This is a genomic window from Phyllobacterium sp. T2-21 (assembly GCF_055378485.1).
This window is the reverse complement of record NZ_AP027912.1, coordinates 619358-645549: the sequence shown is the minus strand read 5'-3', so window position 1 is coordinate 645549 and position 26192 is coordinate 619358. Positions and strand designations below refer to the sequence as shown.

General features: G+C 60.8%; 31 protein-coding genes. 16 read left to right on the top strand and 15 right to left on the bottom strand.

Translation table 11 applies throughout. The features are described 5' to 3' along the window. Positions 1-6 precede the first annotated feature (6 nt). The 4 genes from ACZ5FP_RS03270 to ACZ5FP_RS03255 all read right to left on the bottom strand — a co-directional run bounded on the left by ACZ5FP_RS03270 (position 7) and on the right by ACZ5FP_RS03255 (position 3305). Positions 7-321, bottom strand: coding sequence for a DUF2849 domain-containing protein (locus ACZ5FP_RS03270; protein ID WP_223614062.1), 315 nt, complete (start codon positions 319-321; stop codon positions 7-9). Between the two features lie 18 nt (positions 322-339). Continuing rightward, positions 340-1794 (bottom strand): siroheme synthase CysG, encoded by a 1455-nt coding sequence (cysG, locus tag ACZ5FP_RS03265; protein ID WP_464662111.1) that lies wholly within the window; start codon positions 1792-1794, stop codon positions 340-342. A gap of 294 nt (positions 1795-2088) precedes the next feature. Beyond that, positions 2089-2784 carry a methyltransferase family protein gene (locus ACZ5FP_RS03260; RefSeq protein ID WP_464662109.1) on the bottom strand — a complete coding sequence of 232 codons (696 nt, stop codon included), beginning with the start codon at positions 2782-2784 and terminating at the stop codon, positions 2089-2091. A 122-nt stretch (positions 2785-2906) separates the two neighbouring features. After that, positions 2907-3305 (bottom strand): chlorophyllide reductase, encoded by a 399-nt coding sequence (locus ACZ5FP_RS03255; RefSeq protein WP_464662108.1) that lies wholly within the window; start codon positions 3303-3305, stop codon positions 2907-2909. A gap of 105 nt (positions 3306-3410) precedes the next feature. On the opposite strand from ACZ5FP_RS03255, the gene ACZ5FP_RS03250 reads away from it, so the two are divergent. Both ACZ5FP_RS03250 and ACZ5FP_RS03245 read left to right on the top strand, forming a co-directional pair. Next, positions 3411-3992: a DUF2975 domain-containing protein gene (locus ACZ5FP_RS03250; RefSeq protein WP_464662106.1), complete on the top strand. Its 582-nt coding sequence runs from the start codon at positions 3411-3413 to the stop codon at positions 3990-3992. A 10-nt stretch (positions 3993-4002) separates the two neighbouring features. Next, on the top strand, positions 4003-4215 hold the full coding sequence (locus ACZ5FP_RS03245) for a helix-turn-helix domain-containing protein (RefSeq protein WP_464662105.1): 213 nt from the start codon (positions 4003-4005) through the stop codon (positions 4213-4215). On the opposite strand, the gene ACZ5FP_RS03240 is transcribed toward ACZ5FP_RS03245, so the two are convergent. From ACZ5FP_RS03240 to rph, 6 genes are read right to left on the bottom strand one after another with little or no spacing between them, the layout of a single operon-like run. Continuing rightward, positions 4212-4577 carry a YraN family protein gene (locus ACZ5FP_RS03240; protein WP_464662103.1) on the bottom strand — a complete coding sequence of 122 codons (366 nt, stop codon included), beginning with the start codon at positions 4575-4577 and terminating at the stop codon, positions 4212-4214. The genes ACZ5FP_RS03245 and ACZ5FP_RS03240 overlap by 4 nt on opposite strands. Beyond that, positions 4574-5473: a 16S rRNA (cytidine(1402)-2'-O)-methyltransferase gene (gene rsmI / locus ACZ5FP_RS03235; protein ID WP_346306154.1), complete on the bottom strand. Its 900-nt coding sequence runs from the start codon at positions 5471-5473 to the stop codon at positions 4574-4576. Before rsmI ends, ACZ5FP_RS03240 begins: the two co-directional genes overlap by 4 nt. Positions 5474-5482: 9 nt before the next feature. Then, on the bottom strand, positions 5483-6655 hold the full coding sequence (gene hemW, locus ACZ5FP_RS03230; RefSeq protein WP_464662101.1) for a radical SAM family heme chaperone HemW: 1173 nt from the start codon (positions 6653-6655) through the stop codon (positions 5483-5485). Further along, the gene (rdgB, locus tag ACZ5FP_RS03225; RefSeq protein WP_223614054.1) at positions 6655-7299 is read right to left on the bottom strand and encodes an RdgB/HAM1 family non-canonical purine NTP pyrophosphatase; all 645 of its coding nucleotides are present in this window, start codon (positions 7297-7299) and stop codon (positions 6655-6657) included. Before rdgB ends, hemW begins: the two co-directional genes overlap by 1 nt. Next, positions 7296-7703 carry a VOC family protein gene (locus ACZ5FP_RS03220; RefSeq protein WP_223614053.1) on the bottom strand — a complete coding sequence of 136 codons (408 nt, stop codon included), beginning with the start codon at positions 7701-7703 and terminating at the stop codon, positions 7296-7298. The genes rdgB and ACZ5FP_RS03220 overlap by 4 nt, the downstream gene beginning before the upstream one ends. A 12-nt stretch (positions 7704-7715) precedes the next feature. Then, positions 7716-8432, bottom strand: a complete 717-nt coding sequence (gene rph, locus ACZ5FP_RS03215; RefSeq protein ID WP_223614052.1) for a ribonuclease PH — start codon at positions 8430-8432, stop codon at positions 7716-7718. A 137-nt stretch (positions 8433-8569) separates the two neighbouring features. Here rph and hrcA point away from each other — a divergent pair, with 137 nt between their 5' ends. From hrcA to ACZ5FP_RS03200, 3 genes are all read left to right on the top strand, one after another. Next, complete coding sequence (gene hrcA / locus ACZ5FP_RS03210) at positions 8570-9640, top strand: heat-inducible transcriptional repressor HrcA (RefSeq protein WP_403179521.1); 1071 nt, start codon at positions 8570-8572, stop codon at positions 9638-9640. 127 nt (positions 9641-9767) lie between these two features. Next, complete coding sequence (gene grpE / locus ACZ5FP_RS03205; protein WP_223614050.1) at positions 9768-10481, top strand: nucleotide exchange factor GrpE; 714 nt, start codon at positions 9768-9770, stop codon at positions 10479-10481. Positions 10482-10600: 119 nt separating this feature from the next. Beyond that, positions 10601-11254 carry a trimeric intracellular cation channel family protein gene (locus ACZ5FP_RS03200; RefSeq protein ID WP_464662098.1) on the top strand — a complete coding sequence of 218 codons (654 nt, stop codon included), beginning with the start codon at positions 10601-10603 and terminating at the stop codon, positions 11252-11254. Here ACZ5FP_RS03200 and ACZ5FP_RS03195 read toward each other — a convergent pair. After that, positions 11246-12238 (bottom strand): adenosine kinase, encoded by a 993-nt coding sequence (locus ACZ5FP_RS03195; RefSeq protein ID WP_346306149.1) that lies wholly within the window; start codon positions 12236-12238, stop codon positions 11246-11248. The two genes, ACZ5FP_RS03200 and ACZ5FP_RS03195, sit on opposite strands and share 9 nt — an antisense overlap. Before the next feature lie 166 nt (positions 12239-12404). Between ACZ5FP_RS03195 and ACZ5FP_RS03190 the strand changes: the two genes are divergently transcribed. Beyond that, positions 12405-13121, top strand: coding sequence for a sulfate transporter family protein (locus tag ACZ5FP_RS03190; protein ID WP_464662096.1), 717 nt, complete (start codon positions 12405-12407; stop codon positions 13119-13121). Here ACZ5FP_RS03190 and nth read toward each other — a convergent pair. After that, positions 13118-13885, bottom strand: coding sequence for an endonuclease III (gene nth / locus ACZ5FP_RS03185; protein ID WP_464662095.1), 768 nt, complete (start codon positions 13883-13885; stop codon positions 13118-13120). The two genes, ACZ5FP_RS03190 and nth, sit on opposite strands and share 4 nt — an antisense overlap. A gap of 34 nt (positions 13886-13919) precedes the next feature. Between nth and ACZ5FP_RS03180 the strand changes: the two genes are divergently transcribed. Together ACZ5FP_RS03180 and ACZ5FP_RS03175 are read left to right on the top strand one after the other, a co-directional pair. Further along, positions 13920-14414: a DUF2244 domain-containing protein gene (locus ACZ5FP_RS03180; RefSeq protein WP_464662094.1), complete on the top strand. Its 495-nt coding sequence runs from the start codon at positions 13920-13922 to the stop codon at positions 14412-14414. A 131-nt stretch (positions 14415-14545) separates the two neighbouring features. Then, entirely contained in the window at positions 14546-15451 is a 906-nt protein-coding gene (locus ACZ5FP_RS03175) for a methylated-DNA--[protein]-cysteine S-methyltransferase (RefSeq protein ID WP_403179532.1), read from the top strand. A gap of 52 nt (positions 15452-15503) precedes the next feature. Here the strand turns inward: ACZ5FP_RS03175 and hisC are convergent, their stop codons facing one another. Next, positions 15504-16574: a histidinol-phosphate transaminase gene (hisC, locus tag ACZ5FP_RS03170; protein ID WP_464662091.1), complete on the bottom strand. Its 1071-nt coding sequence runs from the start codon at positions 16572-16574 to the stop codon at positions 15504-15506. Positions 16575-16788: 214 nt separating this feature from the next. Between hisC and ACZ5FP_RS03165 the strand changes: the two genes are divergently transcribed. Together ACZ5FP_RS03165 and cueR are read left to right on the top strand one after the other, a co-directional pair. After that, complete coding sequence (locus ACZ5FP_RS03165; RefSeq protein ID WP_464662090.1) at positions 16789-19299, top strand: heavy metal translocating P-type ATPase; 2511 nt, start codon at positions 16789-16791, stop codon at positions 19297-19299. Positions 19300-19306: 7 nt separating this feature from the next. Next, entirely contained in the window at positions 19307-19702 is a 396-nt protein-coding gene (cueR, locus tag ACZ5FP_RS03160) for a Cu(I)-responsive transcriptional regulator (protein ID WP_223614041.1), read from the top strand. Here cueR and ACZ5FP_RS03155 read toward each other — a convergent pair. Beyond that, positions 19699-19992 (bottom strand): Dabb family protein, encoded by a 294-nt coding sequence (locus tag ACZ5FP_RS03155; protein ID WP_223614040.1) that lies wholly within the window; start codon positions 19990-19992, stop codon positions 19699-19701. The two genes, cueR and ACZ5FP_RS03155, sit on opposite strands and share 4 nt — an antisense overlap. Before the next feature lie 236 nt (positions 19993-20228). On the opposite strand from ACZ5FP_RS03155, the gene ACZ5FP_RS03150 reads away from it, so the two are divergent. The 6 genes from ACZ5FP_RS03150 to ACZ5FP_RS03125 all read left to right on the top strand — a co-directional run bounded on the left by ACZ5FP_RS03150 (position 20229) and on the right by ACZ5FP_RS03125 (position 25202). Then, positions 20229-22925, top strand: a complete 2697-nt coding sequence (locus ACZ5FP_RS03150) for a DUF4118 domain-containing protein (RefSeq protein ID WP_464662088.1) — start codon at positions 20229-20231, stop codon at positions 22923-22925. Beyond that, positions 22922-23608 (top strand): response regulator, encoded by a 687-nt coding sequence (locus ACZ5FP_RS03145; protein ID WP_288195144.1) that lies wholly within the window; start codon positions 22922-22924, stop codon positions 23606-23608. Before ACZ5FP_RS03150 ends, ACZ5FP_RS03145 begins: the two co-directional genes overlap by 4 nt. Before the next feature lie 89 nt (positions 23609-23697). Beyond that, positions 23698-24159, top strand: coding sequence for an OsmC family protein (locus ACZ5FP_RS03140; RefSeq protein WP_464662085.1), 462 nt, complete (start codon positions 23698-23700; stop codon positions 24157-24159). A gap of 12 nt (positions 24160-24171) precedes the next feature. Continuing rightward, positions 24172-24378, top strand: coding sequence for a glutathione S-transferase (locus tag ACZ5FP_RS03135; protein WP_346306138.1), 207 nt, complete (start codon positions 24172-24174; stop codon positions 24376-24378). A 4-nt stretch (positions 24379-24382) separates the two neighbouring features. Beyond that, a complete protein-coding gene (locus tag ACZ5FP_RS03130) occupies positions 24383-24715 on the top strand; it encodes an ArsR/SmtB family transcription factor (protein WP_464662083.1) in 333 nt (110 codons plus the stop codon). Between the two features lie 13 nt (positions 24716-24728). Next, complete coding sequence (locus tag ACZ5FP_RS03125; protein ID WP_223614034.1) at positions 24729-25202, top strand: SRPBCC family protein; 474 nt, start codon at positions 24729-24731, stop codon at positions 25200-25202. 16 nt (positions 25203-25218) lie between these two features. Here ACZ5FP_RS03125 and ACZ5FP_RS03120 read toward each other — a convergent pair whose 3' ends face one another. Next, a complete protein-coding gene (locus tag ACZ5FP_RS03120) occupies positions 25219-26172 on the bottom strand; it encodes a DMT family transporter (RefSeq protein ID WP_464662080.1) in 954 nt (317 codons plus the stop codon). Between the last annotated feature and the right edge of the window lie 20 nt (positions 26173-26192).

Below are 26192 nucleotides of genomic sequence, written 5' to 3'. Positions count from 1 at the left end.
TATCAGTTAAGCAGCGTTTGCCGCAGGCTTTTCCGCCTGCTTGCCAAGGTCGAGACGGACGGTGGGGCCGAGCTGGCGAATGCGCTCGCGCAGGCGGACCGGATAAAGATGCTCGCCGCGCTCTTCCACATCGATGACATTGACGTCGATGACAAGATTGGACTTAATCGCCGCCTTGCCCGCTTCCTCCAGCGCCGCCGCCGCTTCCGCGTGGCGGGCCACGAGGGCACCGTCAATGTGATCGAGCCATTCGCCATTGGCGCCAAGCCATACGGCTTCGCCATCGGTCAGACGGTTTGCAGTGAGAACTTTAACACTCATGATCATCATCCTTCGCAATCAAGCGGCATTGGATTGGAGGTGGCGCGCAGCCACCGGAGAGGTTGGGCTGCGGATAGCCAGCGGCTCGGCCTTGTCGATCGCAGCACCGGCCACGGCATCGCCGATGACCACCATGACGGGACCGTCAAGGTCCGGGCGCTGTTCCAACGCCGGCAAATCCTGCAGCGTGCCATGGAACATGCGGCGATCCGCACGTCCGGCATTTTCGATCACGGCCACACCGGTATCGGCATGCAGGCCGGCGCTCATCAGCCGCTCGGCGACGGAGGCTGCCACGCTGCGGCCCATATAAACCGCGATGGTTGCGCCCGAGATGGCGAGGCGCGCCCAATCGGGCAGCACTTCGCCTGCCATGTCATGACCCGTGGTGAACACAAGGGAGGATGCGACACCACGCAGGGTCAGAGGCAATTGCATATCGGCCGCCGCGGCAAAGGCGGATGTGATGCCGGGAACGATCTCAAAAGGGATACCGGCGGACCGCAGCGCCGCCATTTCCTCGCCGGCGCGGCCATAGACCAGCGGATCGCCGGATTTGAGGCGCACGACGCGCTTGCCTTCACGGCCGAGCGAAACCAGCAGTTCGTTGATTTCGCTCTGGCTTTTCGAATGGCATCCCTTGCGCTTGCCGACGGAAAGCCGGGCTGCATCGCGGCGGCCCATGGAGACGACAGCCTCAGGCACCAGTGCGTCATAGACGATGACATCGGCTTCCATGAGAACGCGGTGCGCGCGCAGGGTCAGCAGATCCTCGGCGCCGGGGCCTGCGCCGACCAGCCAGACATAACCTTTCGGCTCGTCCTGATTGTCGAGGAGCAGCCCGGCGGCCTGGCGGGCACCGTCGAGATCATTGTTGTAGACCTTGCCGGCCACATCGCCCGAGAAGAACGAGCGCCAGAACAGACGGCGCGGCAGGCCTTTCTTCACCAGCTTTTCGACAGCCGGACGATAGGCATTGGCGAGACGGGCAAGATCGCCCAGGCGCGGCGAGAACGCCGCATCGATACGGGCGCGAATGATCTGGCTGAGCACGGGCCCTGTGCCTTCCGAACCAATGGCAATGGCAATCGGCGCACGGTTGACGATGGCGGGGGTGAAGAAATCGCAGAGTTCCGGACGGTCGACCACATTGACCGGGACATGCTGGCGGCGCGCTTCGGCGGCAATGGCATTGTCCTGCGCTTCATCGCCCGTGGCAACAAAGGCCAGTTTTGCGCCCGAAAGGTGCTTTGGGGAAAAATCTTCCGCGACATGCTGGTGACGGCCCGCGCGGATGAACGCGGCCAGCTCGTGTTCCGGATGGGCCGCAACAATGCGGATCAACGCATTCGTCTGCGCCAGAAGCCGGGCCTTGTTCAGTGCTTCTTCACCTTCGCCAACAACCACAACCACTTCATTCCGCACGCGGAAGAAGGCAGGAAAGACAGAAAGCTGATTGGCATGGATAGACATGAGCAAGACAATCCCGGTGAATGCTGGGATTATCGTTGATCGGACCGCTCTTTATAAGGAACAGAAGTGCGCCGAATCGAACAGCGGAGCATAGAATTTCTGAAAATCCCGGAACAAGCGGATTCCCTTTCCATGCATTGCAAGAAAATGCTGCCCAGCCTTTGCCGGGAACGGCAAGACGGGACAGGCAACAGCAAACGGCGCCGGTTCAAGGAATACCGGCCCAATACACGACTACTTTTATCGTGTTAACGTGGAAATGCAAGCCCTTTCTGCATGTCGTGCAAAGGGCCATCACCACAGCGTCGGAATGAGACGGTAACGCACCTGCTGGCAATAGGCGGTGTAACCCGGCAAATTCGCCTTGAGATATTTTTCCTCATCGAGCAGACGGGCAACGATCACCAGGCTGAGCGCGATGGCAAAGGGCAGAGACCACAGCGACCCGAGCGCGAGGGATGACGCAATGAAGGCCAGCACGCAGCCGGAATACATGGGATGCCGTACAACGCCATAGGGTCCGGTTGCGATGACCCGCTGCCCCGATTTGACCTCGATAATGCTGGAAGCATGGCTGTTTTCCCGGAATGCAAGAAAGACAATCCAGGCCCCGGCGAGAAAAGCGGCATTGCCAAGCATGACCACCCAGACGGGCAAGGGCAGCCCGGTAAAATGACGCTCGATCCCCGGCATGACGTAGGTCAGGAGGCCGACCATGGCCGCTACGGTCTGGATGCGCTTCTGCGCCGGTTCGTGCTCGGCGCCCGCCCCGGCCCTCAACCGGCTTGCGACAAGGGCGGGATCGTGTTTGAGAAAGTAATAGGAAATGAAACTCGTGCTGGCGCTGAAAACCAGCCAGAAAAGCCAGCCCTGCCAGAACGACAATGACCAGGCGGGCAGCATGAGCAGCAACAGAAGGATGACGATGCCCTTCGCCTGCCCCTCCCACGCCTTCCTGTGCAGGTCATGCGGCGAGAGATGCATGGACATGATCAACTCTCCTTCGGTTGGGGCGCGAGACCGGGGATATCGGACACCCCGTCTGCTTCGGCCTTATCCGGTAGAATAGAGCCGAAACCCGATTGCCGGCAACCATCGTGGTGCCTGCCGCTTCAGTCGGCGAGCGCGCACCCCGCACGCTTGATCATATCACGCACGATCAGCGGTGTGGCTGCCATCTGCTGCCACCGGCCCTTTGGCTGCGCCTCCAGCGTGCGCCGCACCGCCTTGTCATCGAGAGCGATGCGGGTTCCGCACGCTGCAAGCGGCGAGCCATCCGTTTTTGCCGCAAAGTCAATGATGATAGCCGCGGTCTCTCCCACACCGGCGAGATAGGCGGTCAGAACCTGGCTCGCAGTGGGATTGGACGATGCCTGGTCGAGCATCGCCATGACCTGCGTGACCGAAATCTGCCCCTTGGCGGTGGACGCTGCCGCCATTGAGGCGGTTGCCAATCCAAGGGTGAAAGCTATGGACATGAAAAATGCGCTGGCCGTTCCAAGAAGGGCCATACCAAAATCTCCTGTGTTGGTTCGAAATTCGTATCTCGAAAATTTATTATTGTAAAACGATAATTTCTTGCTATTATTCTGGAAGAAAACTCACAGAGGTGCCCCATGAGCAATCTTTCTTCGCTTGATATGCCTACGACTGGACACATGCCGGCTCACCGCGCGGAGCGCATCCGGCGTCTCAGTAAAATCATGTCGGGTCTGTATCTCGCCACATCGGTAATCTTGACCGCAGGAACGCTCTACTACTGGTTTGCGACGCCGCCGGCCGATATCCTGACAGCGGCCAAGCTACCGGTTACCGGGGTGGAAAATCTTGGTTTCCCGACCCGTCTTCTTGCTTTTCTCGTCTCGATGCTGCCACTGGCCGCGTTGATCTGGGGATTAAGGCAGGCCCAACGGTGCTTCAACGGCTTTGCCAAACAGCAGTTTTTCACGGCTGAAACCGTCGGCAGCCTGCGCACTTTCGCAATGGCGGTCTTTGTATCGACACTCCTCCAGCCCTTCGCCTATGCAGCCCTCTCGCTCATCCTGAGCTGGACCAACCCGGTCGGACTACGCACACTGTCCATCGGTATCAGTTCGGACATGTGGCTCGGATTGCTGTTTGCCGGAACCATCATCGTCATTGCCTGGGTGATGCGGGAAGCCATCGCGATCGCCGATGAAAATGCCCAATTCATCTGAGGATAAGCCCATGCCCATCAAAGTCAGGCTCAATGTCATGCTGGCCGAGCGCAACGTGAAATCCAAGGATCTGGCGGAACATGTCGGGATAACGGAAGCCAACCTGTCCCTGCTGAAACAGGGCAAGGTGAAAGGTATCCGTTTCGAGACCCTGGAGCGCATCTGCTACTATCTCGACTGCCAGCCTGGCGATCTCATGCGGTATGACAAGGAGGAGAGCTAGACCGTGAAGAGAGCCGGGACATGAACCGGCCAGCGCCATGGCACAATCGCCACGAGATCATACCGCAATGACAGGTTCGCGTAGTCGGGTTGACGGGCGAGCCACAGATCGGCCGCCGATTCGATGCGCTTCATGGCTGTCCAGGTCACCGCATCCATCGCCTGTTCAAGTGTCCGGCGGGCTTTCACTTCAACGATGAGGACAAGATCGCCGCGCCGCGCAATGAGGTCGATCTCGCCAAGTCTGGTCCGGTAGCGCCGCTCGACAATGCGAAAACCTTTCAGCATCAGGGCAACAGCAGCGAAATACTCGGCGAAGTGACCGCGCCTGTAGGCCGTGTGTCGCTTGCCCGCGCCTGTCATTTCATTGCAAGCAACCGCTGGTAGAGTTCCCCCTTCGGCCGGCCCGTCATACGCGATGCTTCGCCCGCCGCTTTGGCCGGCGACATTTCAAGGACAAGCGCACGCAGCAATGCATCGACATCATCGTCGGTACGGGCAATGTTCTGATCGCCCTCGGGCGGCCCGACAACAAGAACGACCTCGCCGCGGATGCGGTCCTCGCCATCGAATTCCGCCGCCAGTTCCGCCAGCGGCAGGGTAACCACGGTCTCGTAGGTCTTGGTCAGTTCGCGGCACAGCGATGCCTGCCGTTTCGGGCCGAACACCTCGACCATGTCCATTAGCGTGGCGGCGGCACGATTGGGCGATTCAAAAAACACCAGCGCGGCATCCAGCGTCTTCAGCGATTCAAGTTTTGACCGGCGCTGCCCCTGTTTCGACGACAGAAATCCGGCGAAGTAAAAGCTGTCGGTAAACAGACCCGAGGCCGTCAGCGCCGCCAGAACAGAGGATGCACCGGGAATCGGCACCACACGGATACCGGCTGCCTTGGCTTCCGGCACGAGGCGCCCGCCCGGGTCGGAGACCAGCGGGGTTCCTGCGTCGGAGACCAGTGCCACACTTTTCCCGGCAAGCAGGGCTTCGATCAGTTTGGGACCGGCTTCCCCGGCATTGTGTTCATGATAGGCATAGGGGCGGCGGGAAATGCCGTATCTGTCCAGAAGAACACGGCTGACTCGGGTATCCTCGCAGGCGATCACATCGGCTGCCGCGAGCGTTTCGATGCCGCGCAGCGTCATATCGCCAAGATTGCCGATGGGTGTGGCGACGATGTAAAGCGCCGGCTCAAGCGGCCGGGCACGAAACGCCGTGTTGCCGATCTGGTAGTCCCGTTCCCTGGCTTCCCCGTCAGACACGTCGCACCCTCACGCTGCCAGATCGGCAATGACCGCATTCAGAACGATGGCGCCTTCGGGCGTCGTGCGGATGCGGCTGTTGCCGATATATTCGATCAGCCCCTGTTCGGCCAAGGAAATCACGCGCTTTTCCTTGACGCCGTGGCCGGTCAGACGTTCGTAACGAGCGAGATCGATGCCTTCGACGAGCCGCAGGCCCATCAGCAGGAATTCATCGCCCTCCTGTTCCCCGCTCAGCAACTCTTCCTCGACAACGCCATGGCCATCGTTCTCGACCTTGCTGACCCAGGTTTCCGGGTGACGTTCGGTGATCGTCACCGCACGCTTGCCGTTCTCGATAAAGCGGCCATGGGCGCCGGGTCCGACGCCAACATACTCGCCGTAACGCCAGTAGACGAGATTGTGCTGGGATTCGGCACCGGGTGCCGCGTGGTTGGAAATCTCATAGGCCGGCAAGCCGCGCCGTGCTGTCACATCCTGCGTTTCCGCATAAAGCGCCGCCGCGTGATCGCCATCGGGCGTTATCAGTTTGCCGGCTTTCCACAACTGGTAGAAGGCCGTGCCTTCCTCAATCGTCAATTGATAGAGCGACAGGTGATCGGCGGCGTAAGAGATGGCGCGGTTGAGCTCTTCCCGCCATGCTTCGATGGTCTGGTCGGGCCGGGCATAGATCAGATCGAAGGACAGGCGCGGAAAAATATCGCGCGCCAGACCGATTGCCACCAGGGCTTCATCGACATTGTGCATGCGCCCGAGCCGCCGCAGGTCAGGATCGTTCAATGCCTGCACACCCAGCGAGACTCGATTGACGCCTGCCGCCCGGTAGCCGCGGAAGCGATTGGCCTCGACACTGGTCGGATTGGCTTCCAGCGTGATCTCGATGGTGTCAGGCACGGACCAGTTCCTGGCGATCTCATTGAGCACCGACCCGACAGTTTCCGGCTCCATCAGGGATGGCGTGCCGCCGCCGAGAAAGATACTGGAAATCGTGCGCGGACCGGTGCGCTCGCGCATGGTCGCCATTTCGCGGGCGAAGGCCGCGGTAAACCGCGGCTGGTCCACCGGCTGGTGACGGACATGCGAATTGAAATCACAATAGGGGCACTTGGCCATGCAGAAGGGCCAGTGGACGTAAACGCCAAAGCCCCCTTCATTCTCCTGGCCACGCAGCAATGGGGTCATCAGGCCCCCAGACAATCGCGGGCAAAATGCTGGAAAGCCCGTGCACGATGCGACAGGGCATCGGCTTCGCCGGGCTTCCAGCCATGTTTCTGCTCGGCGGTCATTTCCCCGAAGGTCGCATCATGGCCTTGCGGCTTGAACACCGGATCAAAACCGAAACCGGCAGTGCCGCGCGGCGGCCAGACGATCTCGCCTTCCACTTCGCCACGATAGTAATTGGCTTCACCGTCGGGCCAGGCGAGGCAGATCACGGAAACGAAGCGGCCACCGCGATCCCTGGCGTCAGTGATGCCCCGTTCCTGCAGCGCGGTTTCAACCTTTTGCATCCCATGGGCGAAATCCCGCTTGCCATCCGGCAGTTCCGCCCAGTTGGCGGTGTAAACGCCTGGGTCGCCATCCAGCGCATCGACACAAAGGCCGGAATCATCGGACAGCGCGACAAGGCCGGTCGCCTTGGCCGCCGCGAAAGCCTTGATGTAGGCGTTCTCTTCGAATGTGGTGCCGGTTTCATCCGGTTCCGGCAGACCGAGGTCGCCCGCCGACACCACTTCGAAACCGAAGGGGCCGAGCAGATCGATCATTTCCTGGATCTTGCCCTTATTGTGACTGGCAACGAGCAGTTTGCCTTTTTCGAGTGTTCTCATGTCAGGTTCCATAAAGCCGGTTCGGCAAATTCAATCGAGTTTCCGGACGGATCGCGGAAATACAGGGAGCGGGCGCCATTGGGCCAATCAAATTCACTTTCGATGGCAATGCCATTGGCCTCAAGATGGGACTTCCAGCCGGAAATTTCATCCCGTGTTGCGCGAAAACAGACATGGCCCGGCCCCTTGGCACCATGGGCCGGGATGGGAAGACCGCCCTTGGGCCTTTCCCTCAGCTTTTCCGCATCGAACAGGATCAGGACACCGGCGCCGCAGCGGAAAAACACCGATTCATTGCCCGCCCGCAGGATGACGTCCAGTCCGAGTATATCGGCATAGAACCGTGCAGCCACGTCGATATCGGTCACATAGAGTGCTGTTTCCAGAATACCCGATGGCTGCATGGTGTTTTCCGTTTACGAGACCGCCATTTTCTGCAGGGAAACCAGCCGGGTGATGCCGTTGCGGGCAAGCCCCATCAAGGCCAGCAGCTCGTCCTGCGAGAAAGGCTCGCCTTCCGCCGTTCCCTGCACTTCCACGATACCACCTTTGCCGGTCATGACGAAGTTGGCATCGGTCTGTGCCGTTGAATCCTCGGCATAATCGAGATCAATCACGGGCGTGCCATCGGAGATGCCGCAGGAAATCGCCGCAACATGGTCCTTCAATACCTTTTCGACCTTGAGCATCTGGCGTGTTTCCATCCAGCGCAGGCATTCGTGCAAGGCAACCCAGCCGCCGGTGATGGCTGCCGTCCGGGTGCCGCCATCCGCCTGAATGACATCGCAGTCCACGGTGATCTGCACTTCGCCCAGCGCCTGCAGGTCCACGACGGCACGCAGCGAGCGGGCAATGAGCCGCTGGATTTCCAGGGTGCGGCCGCCCTGCTTGCCGGATGAAGCCTCGCGGCGCATGCGATCGCCGGTCGAACGCGGCAGCATGCCGTATTCCGCCGTTACCCAGCCCTTGCCGGTATTGCGCATCCAGCCCGGCACCTTTTCCTCAAGGCTGGCGGTGCACAGCACGTGTGTATCGCCAAACTTGACCAGGCACGAGCCTTCAGCATGTTTGGAAACGCCGCGCTCGAAGGAAATGGCGCGCATTTCGTCTGGGGCTCGTTTGGAAGGACGCATGGAATGACCTCTTGAAAAATATGGTTGTCCGGCCTTTTAGAGCAACGGACGCTTAAATGGAACCATGAAGCAAAAGCTTTGATGATTGGACCGACAACGCCTATATTCCCTGGCAGAGAACAAGGGCGTCGCACAGAATGAACAAGGCAGTTACTCCCGAACCATTGCAATCCCTCGACCAGCGGTCACGGGATATTTTCCGGCGCATCGTCGAGAGCTATCTCGGCGACGGCGAACCGGTGGGATCGCGCAACCTGTCGCGTATCCTGCCCGTGACGCTTTCCCCGGCGACCATCCGCAATGTCATGAGCGATCTTGAGCATCTCGGCCTTGTCTATGCGCCGCACGTGTCGGCGGGACGGCTGCCGACACAATTGGGCCTGCGGTTCTTTGTTGATGCCTTCATGGAGGTGGGCGACCTTTCCTCCGACGAGCGCAATTCCATCGAGGCGCAGGTGCGGGCGGGCGGCGACGCCCAGTCGAGCGAGAACATGCTGACGCAGGCCAGCCAGATCCTGTCGGGCATGTCGCGCGGCGCCGGACTTGTGCTTGCAACCAAAGCGGAAGGCGCACTCAAGCACATCGAGTTTGTACGGCTGGAACCCACCAAGGCGCTGGCGGTGCTGGTAACCCAGAGCGGCGACATTGAAAACCGGGTGATCGACCTGCCGCCCGGCGTGACGCCATCGCAATTGATCGAAGCATCGAATTTCCTCAATGCGCATATTCAGGGCCGCACCATCACCGAAGCGCGCGTGGAAATTGCCCGCTTGAAGGACGAAACCCAGCAGGCGCTCGATGTCCTGTCGCAACACCTGGTCGAGCAGGGACTTGCAGTCTGGGGCGGTACGGGTGGCGGCCAACCGCCGCGGCTCATCGTGCGTGGGCGCGGGAACCTTCTGGATTCCATCAACGCCGAGGCGGATCTCGACCGGCTGCGCCATCTGTTCGATGATCTCGAGACCAAGGAAGGCACGATTCAACTGCTCGATCTGGCCGAAGCGGGATCGGGCGTGCGCATTTTCATCGGCTCCGAGAACAAGCTGTTTTCACTTTCCGGCTCATCTCTGGTCATCGCGCCCTATCGCGACTCGGAACAGCGGGTCATCGGCGCTCTCGGCGTTATCGGCCCCACCCGGCTGAACTATGCGCGCATTGTTCCGATGGTGGACTATACGGCGCAGCTGGTCTCACGACTGTTGCGATAGAGCGAAGGATACTGCACTGGCGCTGTGCCGCCACGCGAACTTCCTCCGCTTCGGGCATTTGCACTTGATTTTCATGGCCTAAACCTCGATATCCAGCGCACATTCGATTTATGAACGGACAGGATAGATGACTGAAGAAAAGAAACATCATGACGCACCCGATCTCGATCAGCGCGATCTGAAGAATCCGCGCGACCGTGATGCGCTGAAGCGCGCCGCCGATGATTTTCTGAAATCGCGCAAGGCAGAGGAATATGCCATGGCGCAGGAAGAGGAAGAGCAGGCGGAAGCAGCCAACAGCGTCGAACTGGATGCATTGCGCGGCGAAAACGGCGATCTGCGCGATCAGCTGCTGCGTCTGGCCGCCGATATGGAAAACCTGCGCAAGCGCACCGCCCGTGATGTTCACGATGCGCGTTCCTATTCGGTCGCCAATTTCGCCCGCGACATGCTTTCAGTTTCCGACAATCTGAAGCGCGCGCTCGAAGCCATTCCGGCCGATGCCCTCGCCAATGGCGACGCAGGTTTCAAGGCACTGGCCGAAGGTGTGGAAATGACCGAGCGCTCGATGATGTCGGCGCTGGAACGCCACGGCGTCAAGAAGATCGAACCGCAGGGCCAGCGTTTCGACCCGAATTTCCATCAGGCCATGTACGAAATTCCCAACGCCGACGTGCCGCACAACACGGTGCTGCAGGTGGCGCAGGCCGGTTTCGTCATCGGCGACCGCATGCTGCGCCCGGCACTCGTCGGCGTTTCCAAGGGCGGCCCGAAGCAGGCTGCGGGCGAAGGCCAGGCAGAGCCGGGTCCGATCAACCCGCAGGCGGAAAAAGACGCATAACCATAGCGTCATCTCAACGACAAAGGCCAGATTCCGGCGACGGGGTCTGGCCTTTTCAATTTAGCTGTTTACGCTCCGTATTGGTCATGTTCTACCTTTTGCATGGAGGGGAACAGCCGATGACATCGATCCAGATATTCAACTATGCGGGCGTTTTCGTTTTCGCCGCGACAGGCGGCCTCGCCGCCTCGCGCCGCCAGCTCGATATCATCGCTTTCGTGTTTCTGGCTGCGGTAACGGGCATCGGCGGCGGCACCCTGCGCGACCTCATCCTCGGTGTCCCCGTCTTCTGGGTCCGGGAGCCTGGCTATATCCTCGTCTGTGCCGCGGCGGCAATCATCGTCTATTTCTCCGCCAATCTCCTGGAATCACGCTACCGGCTTCTGCTGTGGCTCGATGCGCTGGGGCTTTCGGCCTACAGCGTCATGGGCGCGGCGAAGGCGCTGGCGCTCGGCTTCAGCCCGACCATTGCCGTTGTGACAGGCATTTTGACGGCCACATTCGGCGGCGTGCTGCGCGATATCGTTTCCGCGGAACCGTCGGTGCTGATGCGGCGCGAAATCTACGTCACCGCGGCGCTTGCCGGCTCGGTCGCCTACACGCTGCTGCTGGGGCTTTCGGCGGCGCCGGAGGTTTCCGCCCTGTTCGCCGCGCTGACCGCCTTTGCGGTTCGCGGCGGCGCGCTTTACTTCGGCTGGACCCTGCCGAACTACCACAAGGTGGGCCGCACGCCTGAAGAGCTCAAGCGTGACGGCATCGTTCGATCAGAGTAACCCGGCCTGCTGGGCAGCCACTTTCAGATTTTGCGCCGGACGCGGGCCGATCTGCTGGATCACGAGCCCGGCGGTCAACGAGCCGAGCCGCGCACAATCGGTCAACGAGCGGCCATTGGTGTAGCCGAACAGGAAGCCCGACGCATAGAGATCACCCGCACCCGTCGTATCGACAAGCTCGGCGATCTCGATCGCCGGAACGGCAACGGTTTCGTCTTTCGAGACAACCACCGAGCCCTTTTCCGAGCGGGTGATGGCGGCAAGCTTGCAATCCTTGCGGATGGCATCAAGCCCCTTCTCGAAATCGTCGGTCTGGTACAGCGACTTCAGTTCCGCCTCGTTGGCGAAAACAATATCAACCGTGCCGGAACGCATCAGCTCAAGGAATTCCTCGCGATAGCGATCCACACAAAACGGATCCGACAGGGTCATCGACACTTCGCGCTTGTGCTCATGCGCAATTTTCGCCGACAGGCGGATGGCTTCCTTGGCGCGGGGCGGGTCCCAGAGATAACCTTCGAAATAGGTGACCTTGGCTTCCGATACCTTGGAGCTTTCCACGTCTTCCGGTCCAAGCTCGACGCAGGCGCCGAGATAGGTGTTCATCGAGCGCTCGCCATCGGGCGTAACGAAAATCATCGAGCGGGCCGTGGGCGGCGGCGCTTTCAACACGCGCGTATCGAAGGCGACGCCCTGCGCGCGGATATCATGGGTAAAGATGTGACCGAGCGGATCATCGGCAACCTTGCCGAAATAGGCGGCGCGGCCGCCAAGGCTGGCAACGCCGGCCGCGGTATTGCCGGCACTTCCGCCAGAAGCTTCGATGGCCGGTCCCATGCGCTCATACAGAAATTCCGCGCGGTCGGCATCGATCAGGTTCATCGCATTCTTGATGATACCGTTCTTGACGATGAAATCGTCATCCGTGCGGGCGATGATATCGACAATGGCATTGCCGATGCAAAGCACGTCATAACTCGACATGAAAACTCCAGGATTGATTCAATTGCAGTTCTTGGCCTCTGGTTCGCCAAGTCCTAGCCGGAACAGCGGGCCTTGACTACCCCTAATGCGCGGAGGCGCCTTGTCTCTGCCGGACGAGCTCCTTATGTCCCAAACATTGGAAAGACCGGAAAGGAAGAACGGCACCATGATTTTTGACAGCGCCCAGGCCGCCGCAAGTCATCTGTTCCGGCCGGAATTCCGTTCTGTCCTGTGGAAGTCTCTCGGAATGACCGTGCTTTTGCTGATCGGTGCCTGGTTCGGGCTGCGGGAGCTCTTTGCCTTGCTGGCATTGCCCTTTTTCGATCAATGGATGCCGGATCTGCCATCCTGGGCCGGCTGGCTCGGCTTTATCGCCGGTATATTCGCCAGTATCGCCCTGGCGCTGGGGCTGGCACTGCTGATCGCGCCGGTTTCGGCCATCGTCGCCGGATTGTTTCTCGACGATGTGGCTGAAGTTGTGGAAAAGTCGGATTATCCGCTCGATCCGAAAGGCCGCCCGCTGCCGGTCCTGCGCTCCTTCGTGCTTTCGCTGAAATTCCTCGGCGTCATTATCCTCGGCAATATCATTGCACTGCTGATGCTTCTCATTCCCGGCGTCAACATCATCGCGTTCTTCGTGGTCAATGGTTATCTGCTCGGCCGGGAATTCTTCGAATTCGCCGCCATGCGGTTCCGCCCGGAAATGGAAGCCAAGGCGCTGCGGTCGAAACATGCAACGACGGTTTTTCTGGCCGGTCTCGTCATTGCGGCCTTCATGGCCATTCCGATCCTCAACCTTTTGACCCCGCTGTTTGCCGCCGCCATGATGGTGCATCTGCACAAGGCTGTGGCTCGATCGGAACCACCCGCAGGGCTGCGCTAGAAAACCTGTGGGGGCAGCGGTACCAAAGGCGCCGGCAGCTCCGATGTCTTTTCCGCTGCCTTGCAGATATCGGCAATGACGCAGGCCGTGCATTCGGGCTTGCGGGCCTTGCAGACATAGCGGCCATGCAGGATCAGCCAGTGATGGCCGTGATAGAGATATTCCGCCGGAATGATCTTCATCAATTTGGCTTCCACCTGATCGGGTGTCTTGCCCGGCGCGAGGCCAAGCCGGTTGCCGATGCGGAATATATGCGTGTCGACGGCCATCGTCGCCTGCCCGAAAGCCATGCTGAGCACCACATTGGCGGTCTTGCGGCCGACACCGGGAAGCTTGACCAGCTCGTCGCGGTTGTCCGGCACCTCGCTGCCATAGTCGCGGATCAGGGCGTCCGACAGGGCAATGACGTTCTTCGCCTTGTTGCGCCAGAGCCCGATGGTGCGGATGTATTCGCCGACAGTTGCCTCGCCGAGATCGCGCATCTTTTCCGGTGTATCGGCAACCTTGAACAGGGCGCGGGTTGCCTTGTTGACGCCGACATCCGTCGCCTGGGCCGAAAGCGCAACCGCAACCAAAAGGGTAAAAGCATTGACATGCTCGAGCTCGCCCTTGGGTTCCGGCCGCTGGATCGAGAACCGGCGAAAAATCTCGTGGATCTCATCGGCGGTATAGCGTGTACCGGCGACAAGGCGCGGCCGCTTCGCCGGCTTTTCGGCGACCGCACTCACGTCAATCTGATCAAGTTTGCTCTTGGGATTTTCCATGACCCTTCTATACTCAAGCGTCATGAGCCAAACAATGAACCCAATTGACGCTGTCGCGCGCAATGAAGAGGAAATTTTCCGCGCCCTTCTGGTGCCGCACCGGTCGCTTGGCCGCAAAGGCTTTCTCATTGTCATGGCCGCGATCGGCGGATGCAGTTTTCTGACCGGTCTTTTCTTCCTGTCGCTTGGAGCATGGCCGGTTTTCGGCTTTTTCGGCCTTGATGTCCTCCTGATCTATCTTGCCTTCCGGATGAACTACACCGCAGCAAAAGCGCATGAAGAGGTCAGCGTTTCAAGAATCGCGCTGCAGATCAGGCAGGTGGCGCCGTCGGGCCGGACCAACCTGCACGAATTCAACCCGTTCTGGACCCGGTTCAATGTCGCGCGGCACGCGGAAATCGGCATCACCTCCATGCGGGTGGAGGGACAGGGCAAGGCGGTGACAATCGGCTCGTTTCTCAATCCCGATGACCGGGAAAGCTTTGCCCTGGCATTCACCCGGGCCCTGGCTGCGGCCAAGGGCCGGTAGTTTGCACGGCGTGCAAGAATCGGGTGGCAGATCAGGCCCCTGCATGGTCATATGACACTCGACATGAATTGAAAGCCTGATCTGTCTTTGCGGTGCAACGCATCGGATCATGCCGGAATGAGGTAACGACCATGAAACCGCATGCCATCCTTCAGAACGATATTACGCCTTCGGGCAATGACTATGCCATTGTCAGCCATATCATCGAGCGGATCAGCGAGGATTATCGCGACCAGCCATCGCTCGAGGTCCTGGCCAAGGAGGCAGGGCTTTCACCCACTGCCCTGCAGAAGCTTTTCACCCGCTGGGCCGGCCTGTCGCCCAAGGGCTTTCTGCAGGCCGTGACCATCGACCATGCCCGCCGCCTGCTCGACGAGGGCATGCCGCTGCTGGAGACGGCCCTGGAAACCGGCCTGTCCGGGCCAAGCCGCCTGCACGACCTGTTCGTCACCCATGAAGGCATGTCGCCGGGCGATTACAAGACCCGCGGCGCAGGCCTCGTCATCCGTTACGGCTTCCATATCTCGCCCTTCGGGCGGGCCCTGGTGATGGTGACGGATCGCGGGCTGGCGGGTCTTGCCTTTGCCGATCAGGGGCATGAACGCGAAACCATGGAAGACATGACATCCCGCTGGCCCAATGCCACCTATGTCGAAGACCTTGGCGCCACGTCACCCTATGCGGCACGGGTGTTCAACCCGGCTGAATGGCGCTCCGACCGGCCGCTGAAAGTGGTGATGATCGGCACGGACTTCCAGCTGCGTGTCTGGGAAGCCCTGTTGAAGGTGCCGATGGGCAAGGCCTGCGCCTATTCGGACATCGCCCAGGAAATCGGCTCGCCCAAAGCCTCCCGCGCCGTCGGTGCTGCGGTGGGCGCCAACCCGATTTCCTTCGTGGTTCCGTGTCATCGTGCCGTCGGCAAATCCGGCGCCCTCACCGGCTATCACTGGGGCCTGACCCGCAAGCGCGCCATTCTCGGCTGGGAAGCCGGGCAGATGGGCGACGGCACGCAACTCGACATGGCCCGTTCCGGCTGATCGCCGGCTCCTCCCGAGACACCGATCAAGGCCCGGCAGCAATGCCGGGCTTTTATCCTTTCAACGATGCGATCACATCGGCCAAGCCGGACAGAAGCGTCTCGCACTCTTCGTCCGTGCCGATGCTGATGCGCAGATAGTCGTGTATGCGCGGTTTCGGGAAATGCCTGACCAGAATGGCCCTGCTTCTAAGCTCTGCAGCGATCTGCGCGCCGGGCAGCACGGCATGGCGTGCAAACAGAAAATTGGCCGCCGAGGGAAGAACCTCAAACTGCATCGCGCGCAAGGCGACGGACAATCTTTCCCGGGTGGCCACGATCCGGTCGCGTTTTTCCTCGAACCATTTCGTATCTTCCCACGCGGCAACCGCTCCCGCGATGGCGAGACGGTCGAGGGGATAGGAGTTGAAACTGTCCTTCACCCGTTGCAGCGCTTCAATCAGCAGGGGCTGCCCGACGGCAAAGCCGACGCGCAGACCGGCCAGCCCGCGCGACTTTGAAAAGGTCTGGGTCACGAGCAGATTGGGGAAGCGTGCGACCAGGGGGATCGCACTCTGTGCACCAAAGTCCACATAGGCTTCATCGATCACCACGACCTGGTCGGGATGATCGGCAAGCAATGCCTCGATTTCCGCCAGGGGCAAGGCCGTGCCGGTGGGGGCATTCGGATTGGGCAGGATGATTGCGCCGCATGCCTGCCGGTAGTCGGCAATGCGGACCGCCATCGTGTCATCGAGTGGAACAGCCCGAAAGTCTATTGCGTAGAGACGGCAATAGGTTGGAAAGAAACTGTAGGTGACATCCGGAAACAGCAAGGGCTTGTCGTGTTTCAGCAGTGCCTGGAACACGTGCGCCAGCACTTCGTCAGATCCGTTGCCGACAAAAACGTGATTGGCGTCAAGCCCATGGCTTTTGGCGATGGCTTCTCTCAGCCTGTGCGCCGTTGGATCGGGATAAAGCCGCAGCGCTTCCGTGGTCTCGGCTGCTATGGCCGCCAGTGCGCGCGGTGACGGACCATATGGATTTTCATTGGTGTTCAACTTGATCAGATCGGGCAGCACCGGTTGCTCTCCCGCGACATACGGGGTCAATGTGTGCACGAGAGAACTCCAAAAACGGCTCATCTAAATGTCCAGTACTGCGTTGGCCGGGTGATCGCGATTCAAGCGAACAGTGCGCGTCGATTCCCGTACCATGGCAAAAACAGACTTTTGCAACAATCGAAATCCCCAGCCATTGCGCTGCGTTGAAGAAACTTTCGGGCAGGCCTTGACCTTCCAGTTACTGGAAGAATTACCTTTGCATCACTATCTTCCCGTCCATGTCGAAAGTTCCATCATGAAACATGACCATCACGACCACGATCACGCTCATAGCACCCATGGCCACAGCTGTTGCAGTACGCACGCGGCGCAGGCGGAGGTCGTGCGCGATCCGGTCTGCGGCATGCTGGTTGACCCTACGGCCGGCAAGCCGACGGCGGAGCATGCGGGCCGGGTGTTTCACTTCTGCTCGGCGGGCTGCCACAAGAAATTCACGGCCAACCCGGAGCCCTATCTGACGGCGATCGATCCGGTCTGCGGCATGACCGTCGACCGGGCAACGGCAAAACACTTCCTGCGGCACGACAACGAGAAATATTATTTCTGCTCGGCCAGCTGCATGGCGAAATTCGAAAAGGCGCCGCAGGACTATCTCGGCGACAGGCCGGCGCCGAAGCCGATGCCAGCGGGAACCCAATATACCTGCCCGATGCATCCGGAAATCGTCAAGGACGGCCCGGGGTCATGCCCGCTGTGCGGCATGGCGCTCGAACCCATGGGCATTCCCACCGGGGATGAGGGCCCGAACCCTGAACTCGTCGATTTCACCCGCCGGTTCTGGATCAGCGCGCTCTGTTCCATACCGCTGCTCTTCATCACCATGGGCCCCATGCTTGGCCTGCCTTTCCGCGACTGGATCGGGGAAAGCCGCGCGATCTGGCTGGAATTGGTCCTCGCCACCCCGGTTGTCCTCTGGGCGGCCATCCCCTTTTTCGAACGCGCCTGGGCATCCCTCGTCAACCGCAGCCCGAACATGTGGACGCTCATCGCCATCGGCGTCGGCGCGGCCTATGCGTTCAGTGTCGTGGCAACACTCGTCCCCGACATTTTCCCGCATGCCTTCCGCATGCATGGCGGCAGTGTGCCGGTTTATTTCGAGGCGGCGGCCGTTATCATTACGCTTGTCTTCCTCGGACAGATCCTGGAGCTGAAAGCGCGCGAGCGCACCGGGTCCGCCATTCGCGCCCTGCTTGACCTTGCGCCCAAAACCGCGCGCCGCGTGGCAGCAGACGGGACGGAAAACGATATCCCGCTGGACGAGGTCGTGGCCGGTGACCGGCTGCGGGTCCGTCCGGGTGACAGTGTGCCTGTGGATGGCATTGTGCTGGAAGGCCGCTCGTCCATCGACGAATCCATGCTGACGGGCGAACCGCTGCCGGTTGAAAAGACGCAGAACGATCCGGTGACCGGCGGCACGCTCAACCGCAACGGCACGCTGCTGATCAAGGCGGAGAAAGTGGGCGCCGATACGGTCCTGTCGCAGATTGTCGGCATGGTCGCCACCGCCCAACGCTCGCGCGCGCCCATTCAGGGTCTGGCGGACCGCGTCGCCAGCTATTTCGTGCCTGCGGTGGTTCTCGTTGCCATCGTCTCATTCATCGCCTGGGCCTGGTTCGGACCGGAACCCGGCATGATCTACGGCCTTGTCGCGGCCGTCTCGGTGCTGATTATCGCCTGTCCCTGCGCGCTCGGTCTCGCAACGCCCATGTCGATCATGACGGCCACAGGGCGCGGCGCGCAGGCCGGTGTGCTGATCAAGGATGCGGAAGCGCTGGAACGTTTTGCCGGTGTCGATACACTGATCGTGGACAAGACCGGCACCCTCACCGAAGGCAGGCCGAAACTCACCGACGTCATTGCAGACGGACAATTTGCCGAGGACCAGTTGCTGATTCTTGCAGCCAGCCTCGAAAAGGGCTCGGAGCATCCGCTTGCCGAAGCCATTGTTGAAGGTGCGAAAGCCCGCACTCTCACCCTGCTCAAGGCCGAAACGTTCGAAGCGGTCACCGGCAAGGGCGTTTCTGGCAGCATCGGCGGGCAGTCCGTTGCGCTCGGCAACAAGGCCATGATGCAGGACGCTGGTGCCGACATATCCGCCCTGAGCGGGAAGGCCGATGCGCTGCGGACCGGCGGCAAGAGCGTTCTGTTCATGGCGGTCGACGGCAAGGCCGCAGGCATCATCGGCGTGGCCGACCCGATCAAGGCCACGACGGCCGAGGCAATCCGCCTGCTGCACAAGGCTGGCCTCACCATCATCATGGCGACCGGCGACAACAAGATCACCGCCCAGGCGGTCGCCGCCCAGCTCGGCATCGATGAAGTGCGCGCCGACATGATGCCCGAGAGCAAGAAGCGGCTGGTCGATGAGCTCCGGGCCAAGGGCGCAAAGATCGCCATGGCCGGTGACGGCGTCAACGATGCCCCGGCGCTTGCCGCGGCCGACGTCGGCATTGCCATGGGTACCGGCGCCGATGTCGCGATGGAAAGCGCGGGCATTACCCTGGTGAAGGGCGACCTCAACGGCATTGTCCGTGCCCGTCATCTCGCTGATGCAACCATCCGCAACATCAAGCAGAACCTGTTCTTCGCTTTTGTCTATAATGTGCTGGGTGTGCCGGTTGCGGCGGGCGTGCTCTATCCCGTCTTCGGCGCCATGCTTTCGCCCATGCTGGCGGCAGCGGCAATGAGCCTTTCCTCCGTATCGGTCATTGCCAATGCATTGCGTCTGCGGACACTGAAACTGTGAGGTTCCCATGAATATCGGCCATGCATCGGAAAAATCGGGCCTCCCGGCCAAGACCATCCGCTACTACGAGGATATCGGGCTGCTGAAGCCCGACCGGTCCGACAACGGCTACCGGGATTATTCGATGTCGGATGTGCACAAGCTGCGTTTCCTGCAACGCTCGCGCGGGCTTGGATTTTCCGTGGAGGAATGCCGCCAGCTTCTGGCGCTCTACGAAGACAAGGAGCGCGCGAGCTCCGATGTCAAAAGCATCGCCAGGACGAAGCTGAAGGAAATCGAGCGCAAGATCACCGAACTGCGCGAACTGCAGCACACCTTGCAGCACCTGGTCGCCCATTGCCATGGCGACCAGCGGCCGGACTGCCCGATTCTGGAAAGTATTTCCGGTACGGCTGACGCTTAAGCCAGCGTGGAAACCACATCGGCCGAAATGCGCAATTCGCGCAAGGGGCGAACCACCGCTGTGGTTTCACTGTAGATCGGGTGCGCCTTGTAGGCGGCCAGCGCCTCGGCGCTTGCGAACTCGCCATAAACGACAATATCGATTTCACCCGAGATCGGATCGGTCTTGGTGTTCTTCATGACCTCGAACACGAGGGAGTGCGGTATTTCTCCAAGCCGCTTGAGACGCGTATGGATCGTGTCGACATCATCCGGATTGCGGGCGCTGAAGAATACAATATGGCGGATCACGGTCTTGTTCCTGCTTGATCGAACTGGCGCGGACTTTTAAAGCACCCGCCTTCGACGTCAATAGGTGTGCTGTCGCAGGCGGCCTCCATGACCGGCATTTTGCCGGTCCGGCACACAGTCTGCCCTGGTGGCTGCGAACACGCGGCATCCTGCCCTTGGCATTTCCACCAAGGGTGGGGTAAAGGTTCTGGCGCTCAACCGGCGCAAGCGACCTGAAAAAGCAAACTGAGGCGTATATGGCCGACCACGGTCAACAGACACGACCCGATCCTGACAAGCTGCTGGAGCTGGCCACGCGCGAATCGCGCGGCAAGCTGACCGTTTTCCTTGGCGCTGCCCCCGGCGTGGGTAAAACCTATGCCATGCTGGTGCGGGCGCAACGTCTGAAGGAAGACGGCACCGACATCGTCATCGGCCTTGCCGAGACGCATGGGCGCGCGGAAACCGCCGAACTTCTTGACGGACTGGACGTGCTGCCGCGCAAGCAGATCGGCTACAGGGGCCGCACGCTGGAAGAATTCGACCTTGACGCGGCCCTGGCGCGCAAGCCGAAAGTGCTGGTCCTTGACGAACTCGCCCACACCAACGCGCCGGGCAGCCGGCATCCGAAACGTCATCAGGACATTGAAGAGCTGATCTGGCAGGGCATCGATGTCTGGACCGCGATGAATGTCCAGCATCTGGAAAGCCTGTCCGACCTGGTGACGAAGATCACGGGAGTGACCGTTCGCGAGACCGTGCCGGATGTGGTCCTCAAGCGCGCCGACGAGGTGCTGCTGGTCGATCTGCCGCCGGCGGAACTGATTGCACGGCTGAAGGAGGGCAAGGTCTACCTGCCCGGCAACGCCGAACGGGCAGCGCGGGGTTTCTTCAAACCGGCCAACCTCACCGCCTTGCGCGAGCTTGCCCTGCGCCGCACCGCCGATCGCGTCGACGACCAGATGATCGATCTGTTGCGGCAAAACGCGATCGAGGGCCCGTGGGCCACCGGCGAGCGGCTTCTGGTCTGCGTCGGACCGGACAGCCTGTCCGAAAAGGTTGTCCGCACCGCGAGCCGCCTTGCCTCCGGCCTCAACGCCCGGTGGCTGGTGGTTTCACTGACCAAGACCAGCGATGCGGGCATGGACACGGCGGCAAACCAGCGGCTTGATGAAATCCTTGACCTGGCGGAAAGGCTCGGCGCGGAAACGCGGCGCGTGATCGCCCGGGACTTTGTCGACGAGATTTTCCGCATTGCGCGGCGCGAGAATGTGACGCAGGTCGTGCTCGGCCGCCCGAAAGGCAAGCGTTTCTCCAATCCGTTCCGGCGGTCGCTTCCCGACGAGATCGTCAAACGCTTCACCGATGTCGGCGTGCACATTGTTACCGGCGACGAGCAGGACAAGCCCTATGTGCCGCCGGCGCCGCAAAAGCGCTCGGCACGCGAGCTGGCCACATCCATCGCCATTCCGATAGCGGCAACAGCCGTGACGACGCTTCTGGGGCTTGGCGCCAGCGAGATCGTCCACCCGCAGAACCTTTCCATGCTCTATCTCGTTGCCGTCATCCTGTCGGCGATGTCGAGCGGGCGTTTTGCCGCCATCATTGCCGCCGGCCTGTCGTTTGTTCTCTACAACTACTTTTTCATCGAGCCGATCCACAACTTAAGCATAGCCAAGCCGCATCAGCTGTTTTCGCTGATCATCTTTCTCGGCGTGGCCCTGATGATCGGCGATCTCGCCGGGCGTTTGCGCGACCAGGTGGCACGATCGCGCAATCAGGCAAAAAACACGCAGGCGCTCTACGAATTTTCGCGCAAGCTATCGGGCACCGCCCGGCTGGATGATGTGCTTGTGGCTGCTGCCATGCACCTGCATTCAACGCTTGGAACGGGGGTGGTAATCCTGCTGCCGGAAGACGGCGACCTGTCGCTGCAGACCGCATGGCCGCCTGACATGACGCTCGACAATACGGACATGACCGCCGTGCGCTGGGCATTCGAAAAGAATGAACGGTCCGGGCATGACACGGGCACGCTGCCGCAGATCAGCTGGCAGTTCCTGCCGATCATGACATCGCATGGCGTTGCCGGCGTGCTCGGCCTTTCCATGACCGAGCATCCCGCCTCCCTGACGGAAAGCGAAGACCGCATGCTGGTCGCCATTCTCGATCAGACGGCGATCGCCATCGACCGTGCCCAGCTGGTGCGGGAAAATGCCAAGACGGCAGCATTGCAGGAAAGCGAAAAACTGCATGCCGCGCTGTTCTCCTCCCTGTCCCACGACCTGAAGACGCCGCTGGCCTCGATCACGGGCGCCGTCACCACGCTGCGCGAGCTTGGCAGCCGCATCAAGCCGGAAAGTCATGACGATCTGCTGCTTTCCATCGAGGAGGAATCGGGGCGCCTGACCCGTTTTGTCTCCAATCTTTTCGACATGACTCGGATCGAAGCCGGTACACTGAAGGTCAAGCACAGCCCTGTCGATGCGGCGGATATCATCATTTCATCGGTCGAGCGCATGAAGCGGCTCAAACCGGGCGTCGCCATCGAGATCAGTATCGCTCCGGACCTTGCCACCGTCAGCGGGGATTCGTCGCTGCTCGGACAGGTGCTGTTCAATCTGCTCGACAATGCAGCGAAATATGGCGGCGACAGCCCGATCACCATCTACGCAAAGCAGGATGCGACGGAGGTGGCAATCAGCGTCACCGATCAGGGCAAGGGCATTCCGGCAAAGGACATCGACCGCATCTTCGAAAAGTTCTACCGGCGCGTCAAAGGCGATGGCCGGGCGGCGGGGACCGGTCTCGGCCTGTCGATCTGCCGTGGCTTCGTTGAAGCGATGGGCGGCACAATCAAGGCGGAAAGCCCGGCCATCCGCAAGCGCGGCACGCGGTTTATTATCCGGCTTCCTATTTTCGATGCAAGCGAGAGCGGAGATGCGACACCATGAACGAGAACCGCATTCTGGTTGTCGACGACGAGCCGCAGATTCAGCGTTTCCTGCATCCGGCATTGACGGCGTCGGGCTATGACGTCATCTCCGCCGCCACGGGTGCGGATGCGGAACGGCTGATCGCCACCAGCGCGCCCGACCTTGTCATTCTCGACCTTGGCCTTCCCGACAAGGACGGCAAGGAGGTCATCAAGACCGTGCGCGCCTTTTCCGAAGTGCCCATCATCGTCCTGTCGGCACGCGACCGGGAAGTCGAAAAGATCGCCGCGCTTGATCTCGGCGCCAATGACTACGTGGAAAAGCCCTTTGGCATCGGAGAGCTGCTGGCGCGCGTGCGCACGGCGCTGCGTCAGAAAGTGGCGGGAACCAGCGTTCCCTCGCGCTTTGAAAGCAACGGCCTCGTTGTTGACATGGTCAAGCGGGTGGTGACGCTAAAGGGCGAAGCCGTGCATCTGACCCGCAAGGAATACCAGCTGCTGGTCCACCTTGTCCTGCATCCCGGACTTGTCGTCACCCATCGCCATCTCCTGGCATCGATCTGGGGAGCGGCCCACGTGGAAGACCTGCATTATCTCAGGGTTTTTGTCGGACAGCTACGCGCCAAGATCGAGGAAGATCCCAACCATCCGCACTTCATCCGCACCGAGCCGGGGGTCGGTTACCGGTTCATCGCGGAATAGGGTTCGGCCGCAGCCTGAAGTTTCTGTCGACAATGGTGCCAAGCTTTGACAAGCTTCGGTCAATTCAACAACAGATTCGGGAAACGCCCATGACCTCCTTCAGCGCGACGGTTCTATGGAACCGTGCTCCAGATGCCGCATTTACCGACAACAAATACAGCCGCGCCCATGTCTGGCAGTTCGACGGCGGCGCTGAGGTGCCGGCGTCCTCATCGCCGCACATTGTCCGGCTGCCCTATTCCGCCGCGGAGAATGTCGACCCCGAAGAGGCCTTCGTCGCCTCGCTTTCTAGCTGCCACATGCTGTTCTTCCTGGCGGGCGCGGCCAAGGGCGGCTTTGTCGTCGATGAATACCGCGACGCGGCAAGCGGAGAACTCGGCAAGAACGAACAGGGCAAGCTGTTTGTCAGCAAGGTCGTGCTGAAGCCGCATGTCCGCTATGCCGGTGCGGCACCGGACCGGGCAACGGAAGAACACCTGCACCACGAGGCGCATGAACAATGCTTTATCGCCAATTCCGTGCGCACCGATATCAGGGTCGATCTGGGTTAAGGGGAAAACATCATGTCAGACCTGAAAATCAGCGACGCGGTCAACACCACCTGCCCCTGGTCGGGCGATCCGATCAGCGAAGACAGCCTCACGCTCTACAAGGGCGCGGTTGTCGGCTTCTGCAACCCGGGCTGCCGTGACAAGTTCGAGAAAGCCGTCAATCACTTCGAGGAAGCGCTGGCGCGCACGTTGACAAATCCGGCCATCGGTATTACTTAAGCATATGCTTAACCAACAAGCCTCACTCGATCTTATGTTTCAGGCGCTGGCGGACCCGTCCCGGCGCATCATGGTGGAACGGCTGAGCCGCGGCCCGGCCTCGGTCAGTGAATTGGCGAAGCCGCTGACCATGTCCCTGCCCGCCGTGGTGCAGCATCTGCAGGTTCTCGAGAACAGCGGCCTGATCCGCACGGAAAAGGTCGGCCGGGTGCGCACATGCCACATCGAATGGACCGCCATGCGAACGGCCGAGCAATGGATGGATGAACGGCGCAAATCATGGGAGCGCCGGCTCGACCGGCTGGGCGAGTTTCTCGCCGAAGACGGCAATCAATAACCGGAGCGAAAGCATGACGAAGAGATCTGTCAAACACGATACATTCACCATCGAGCGCAGCTATGCGGCCGCCCCGGCGCGCGTCTTCTTTGCGCTCAGCGACAAGACCGCCAAGAGCAAATGGTTTGCCGGCCCTGATGACTGGGGCGTCGCCCGGTTCGAGATGGATTTCCGGATCGGCGGCCGCGAGACCAACAGCGGCGGACCGAAAGGCGGGCCGGTGCATAGGTTCGAGGCCATCTATCAGGACATCGTCCCGGACCAGCGCATCATCTACAGCTATGACATGTATCTCGATGACAAGCGGATTTCCGTCTCGCTGGCGACGATGGAACTCAAGCCGGAAGGCACCGGCACAAAGCTCGTCTTCACCGAGCAGGGCGCCTTTCTCGACGGATATGACGAGCCGGGACAACGCCAGCGTGGCACGGAAGAGCTGCTCGACGCTCTCGGCGCATCGCTGAAAGGCGCGCCTGTCAACGCCTGACGGGGCGTTTTCTGCCTCAGACCGGATCACCGGAACCGGTAACGATGGCTTCGGCTGGTTCCGCCTTCATCCGCCCCTGCCGCTTCAGCTGCTGTTCGCGGAAGAAGATGAACAGGCCCGACGCCACGATAAAGCCTGAACCGATCAGCATGGGCAGGCGCGGCACGTCGCCAAACACCAGCCAGCCGAACACGATGGCCCAGAACAGAAGCGTGTATTGCAGCGGCGCAACGGTTGCCGCATCGGCCATCTTGAGCGCACGGTTGACGAGCATGTGCGCCAGCATGGCGACAACGCCGAGTACGGCGAGCAGAACCAGATCCCTTGGGCTGACCGGTTTCCAGTCGAAATAGAGCGAGGCGGCGCCCGCAAGGCCGGCACCGACGATCTGCCAGAACACCAGCGTCGTATCGGGCGTGCCGCGCAACGAACGGCCGAGCAGCAGCAGCAGGGCGAAGGTCATGCTGCCCAGAATGGAAATGATGGCCTGTGGCGTGAGGGCCTGCGACGACGGCTCCAGGGCAATGACGACGCCGATGAAACCGACGATGATGGCGCTCCAGCGGCGCCAGCCGACGGGTTCCTTCAGCACGAGCGGCGAGATCGCGGCGACATAGATCGGGGCCGCCAGCCAATAGGTCATGACATCGGCCAGCGGCAGATAGACGACGGCAAAGTAGAAGGCGAAAATCTCCGCCGTCGACGCGGCAACGCGGGCAAGCTGCAGGACCGGGCGGTCAACCTGCAGGACTTTCTTCGGTCCCGAATACCAGAGGAATGGCGCGAGAATGATCAGGGCGGCGACACTGCGGACAAAGACGACCTGACCGACGGAATAAGTCGACACCAGCCATTTGCCCATCACATCGTTCAGGGCGAACATCAGCATGCCCAGCAGCATCAACAGGACGCCGGTGCGCGCCAGGGATGATTCGGGCGTTCCGGGAAGGGCAACCGGGCGGGCAGACATGGGAGCTTCCTCGATTCTGA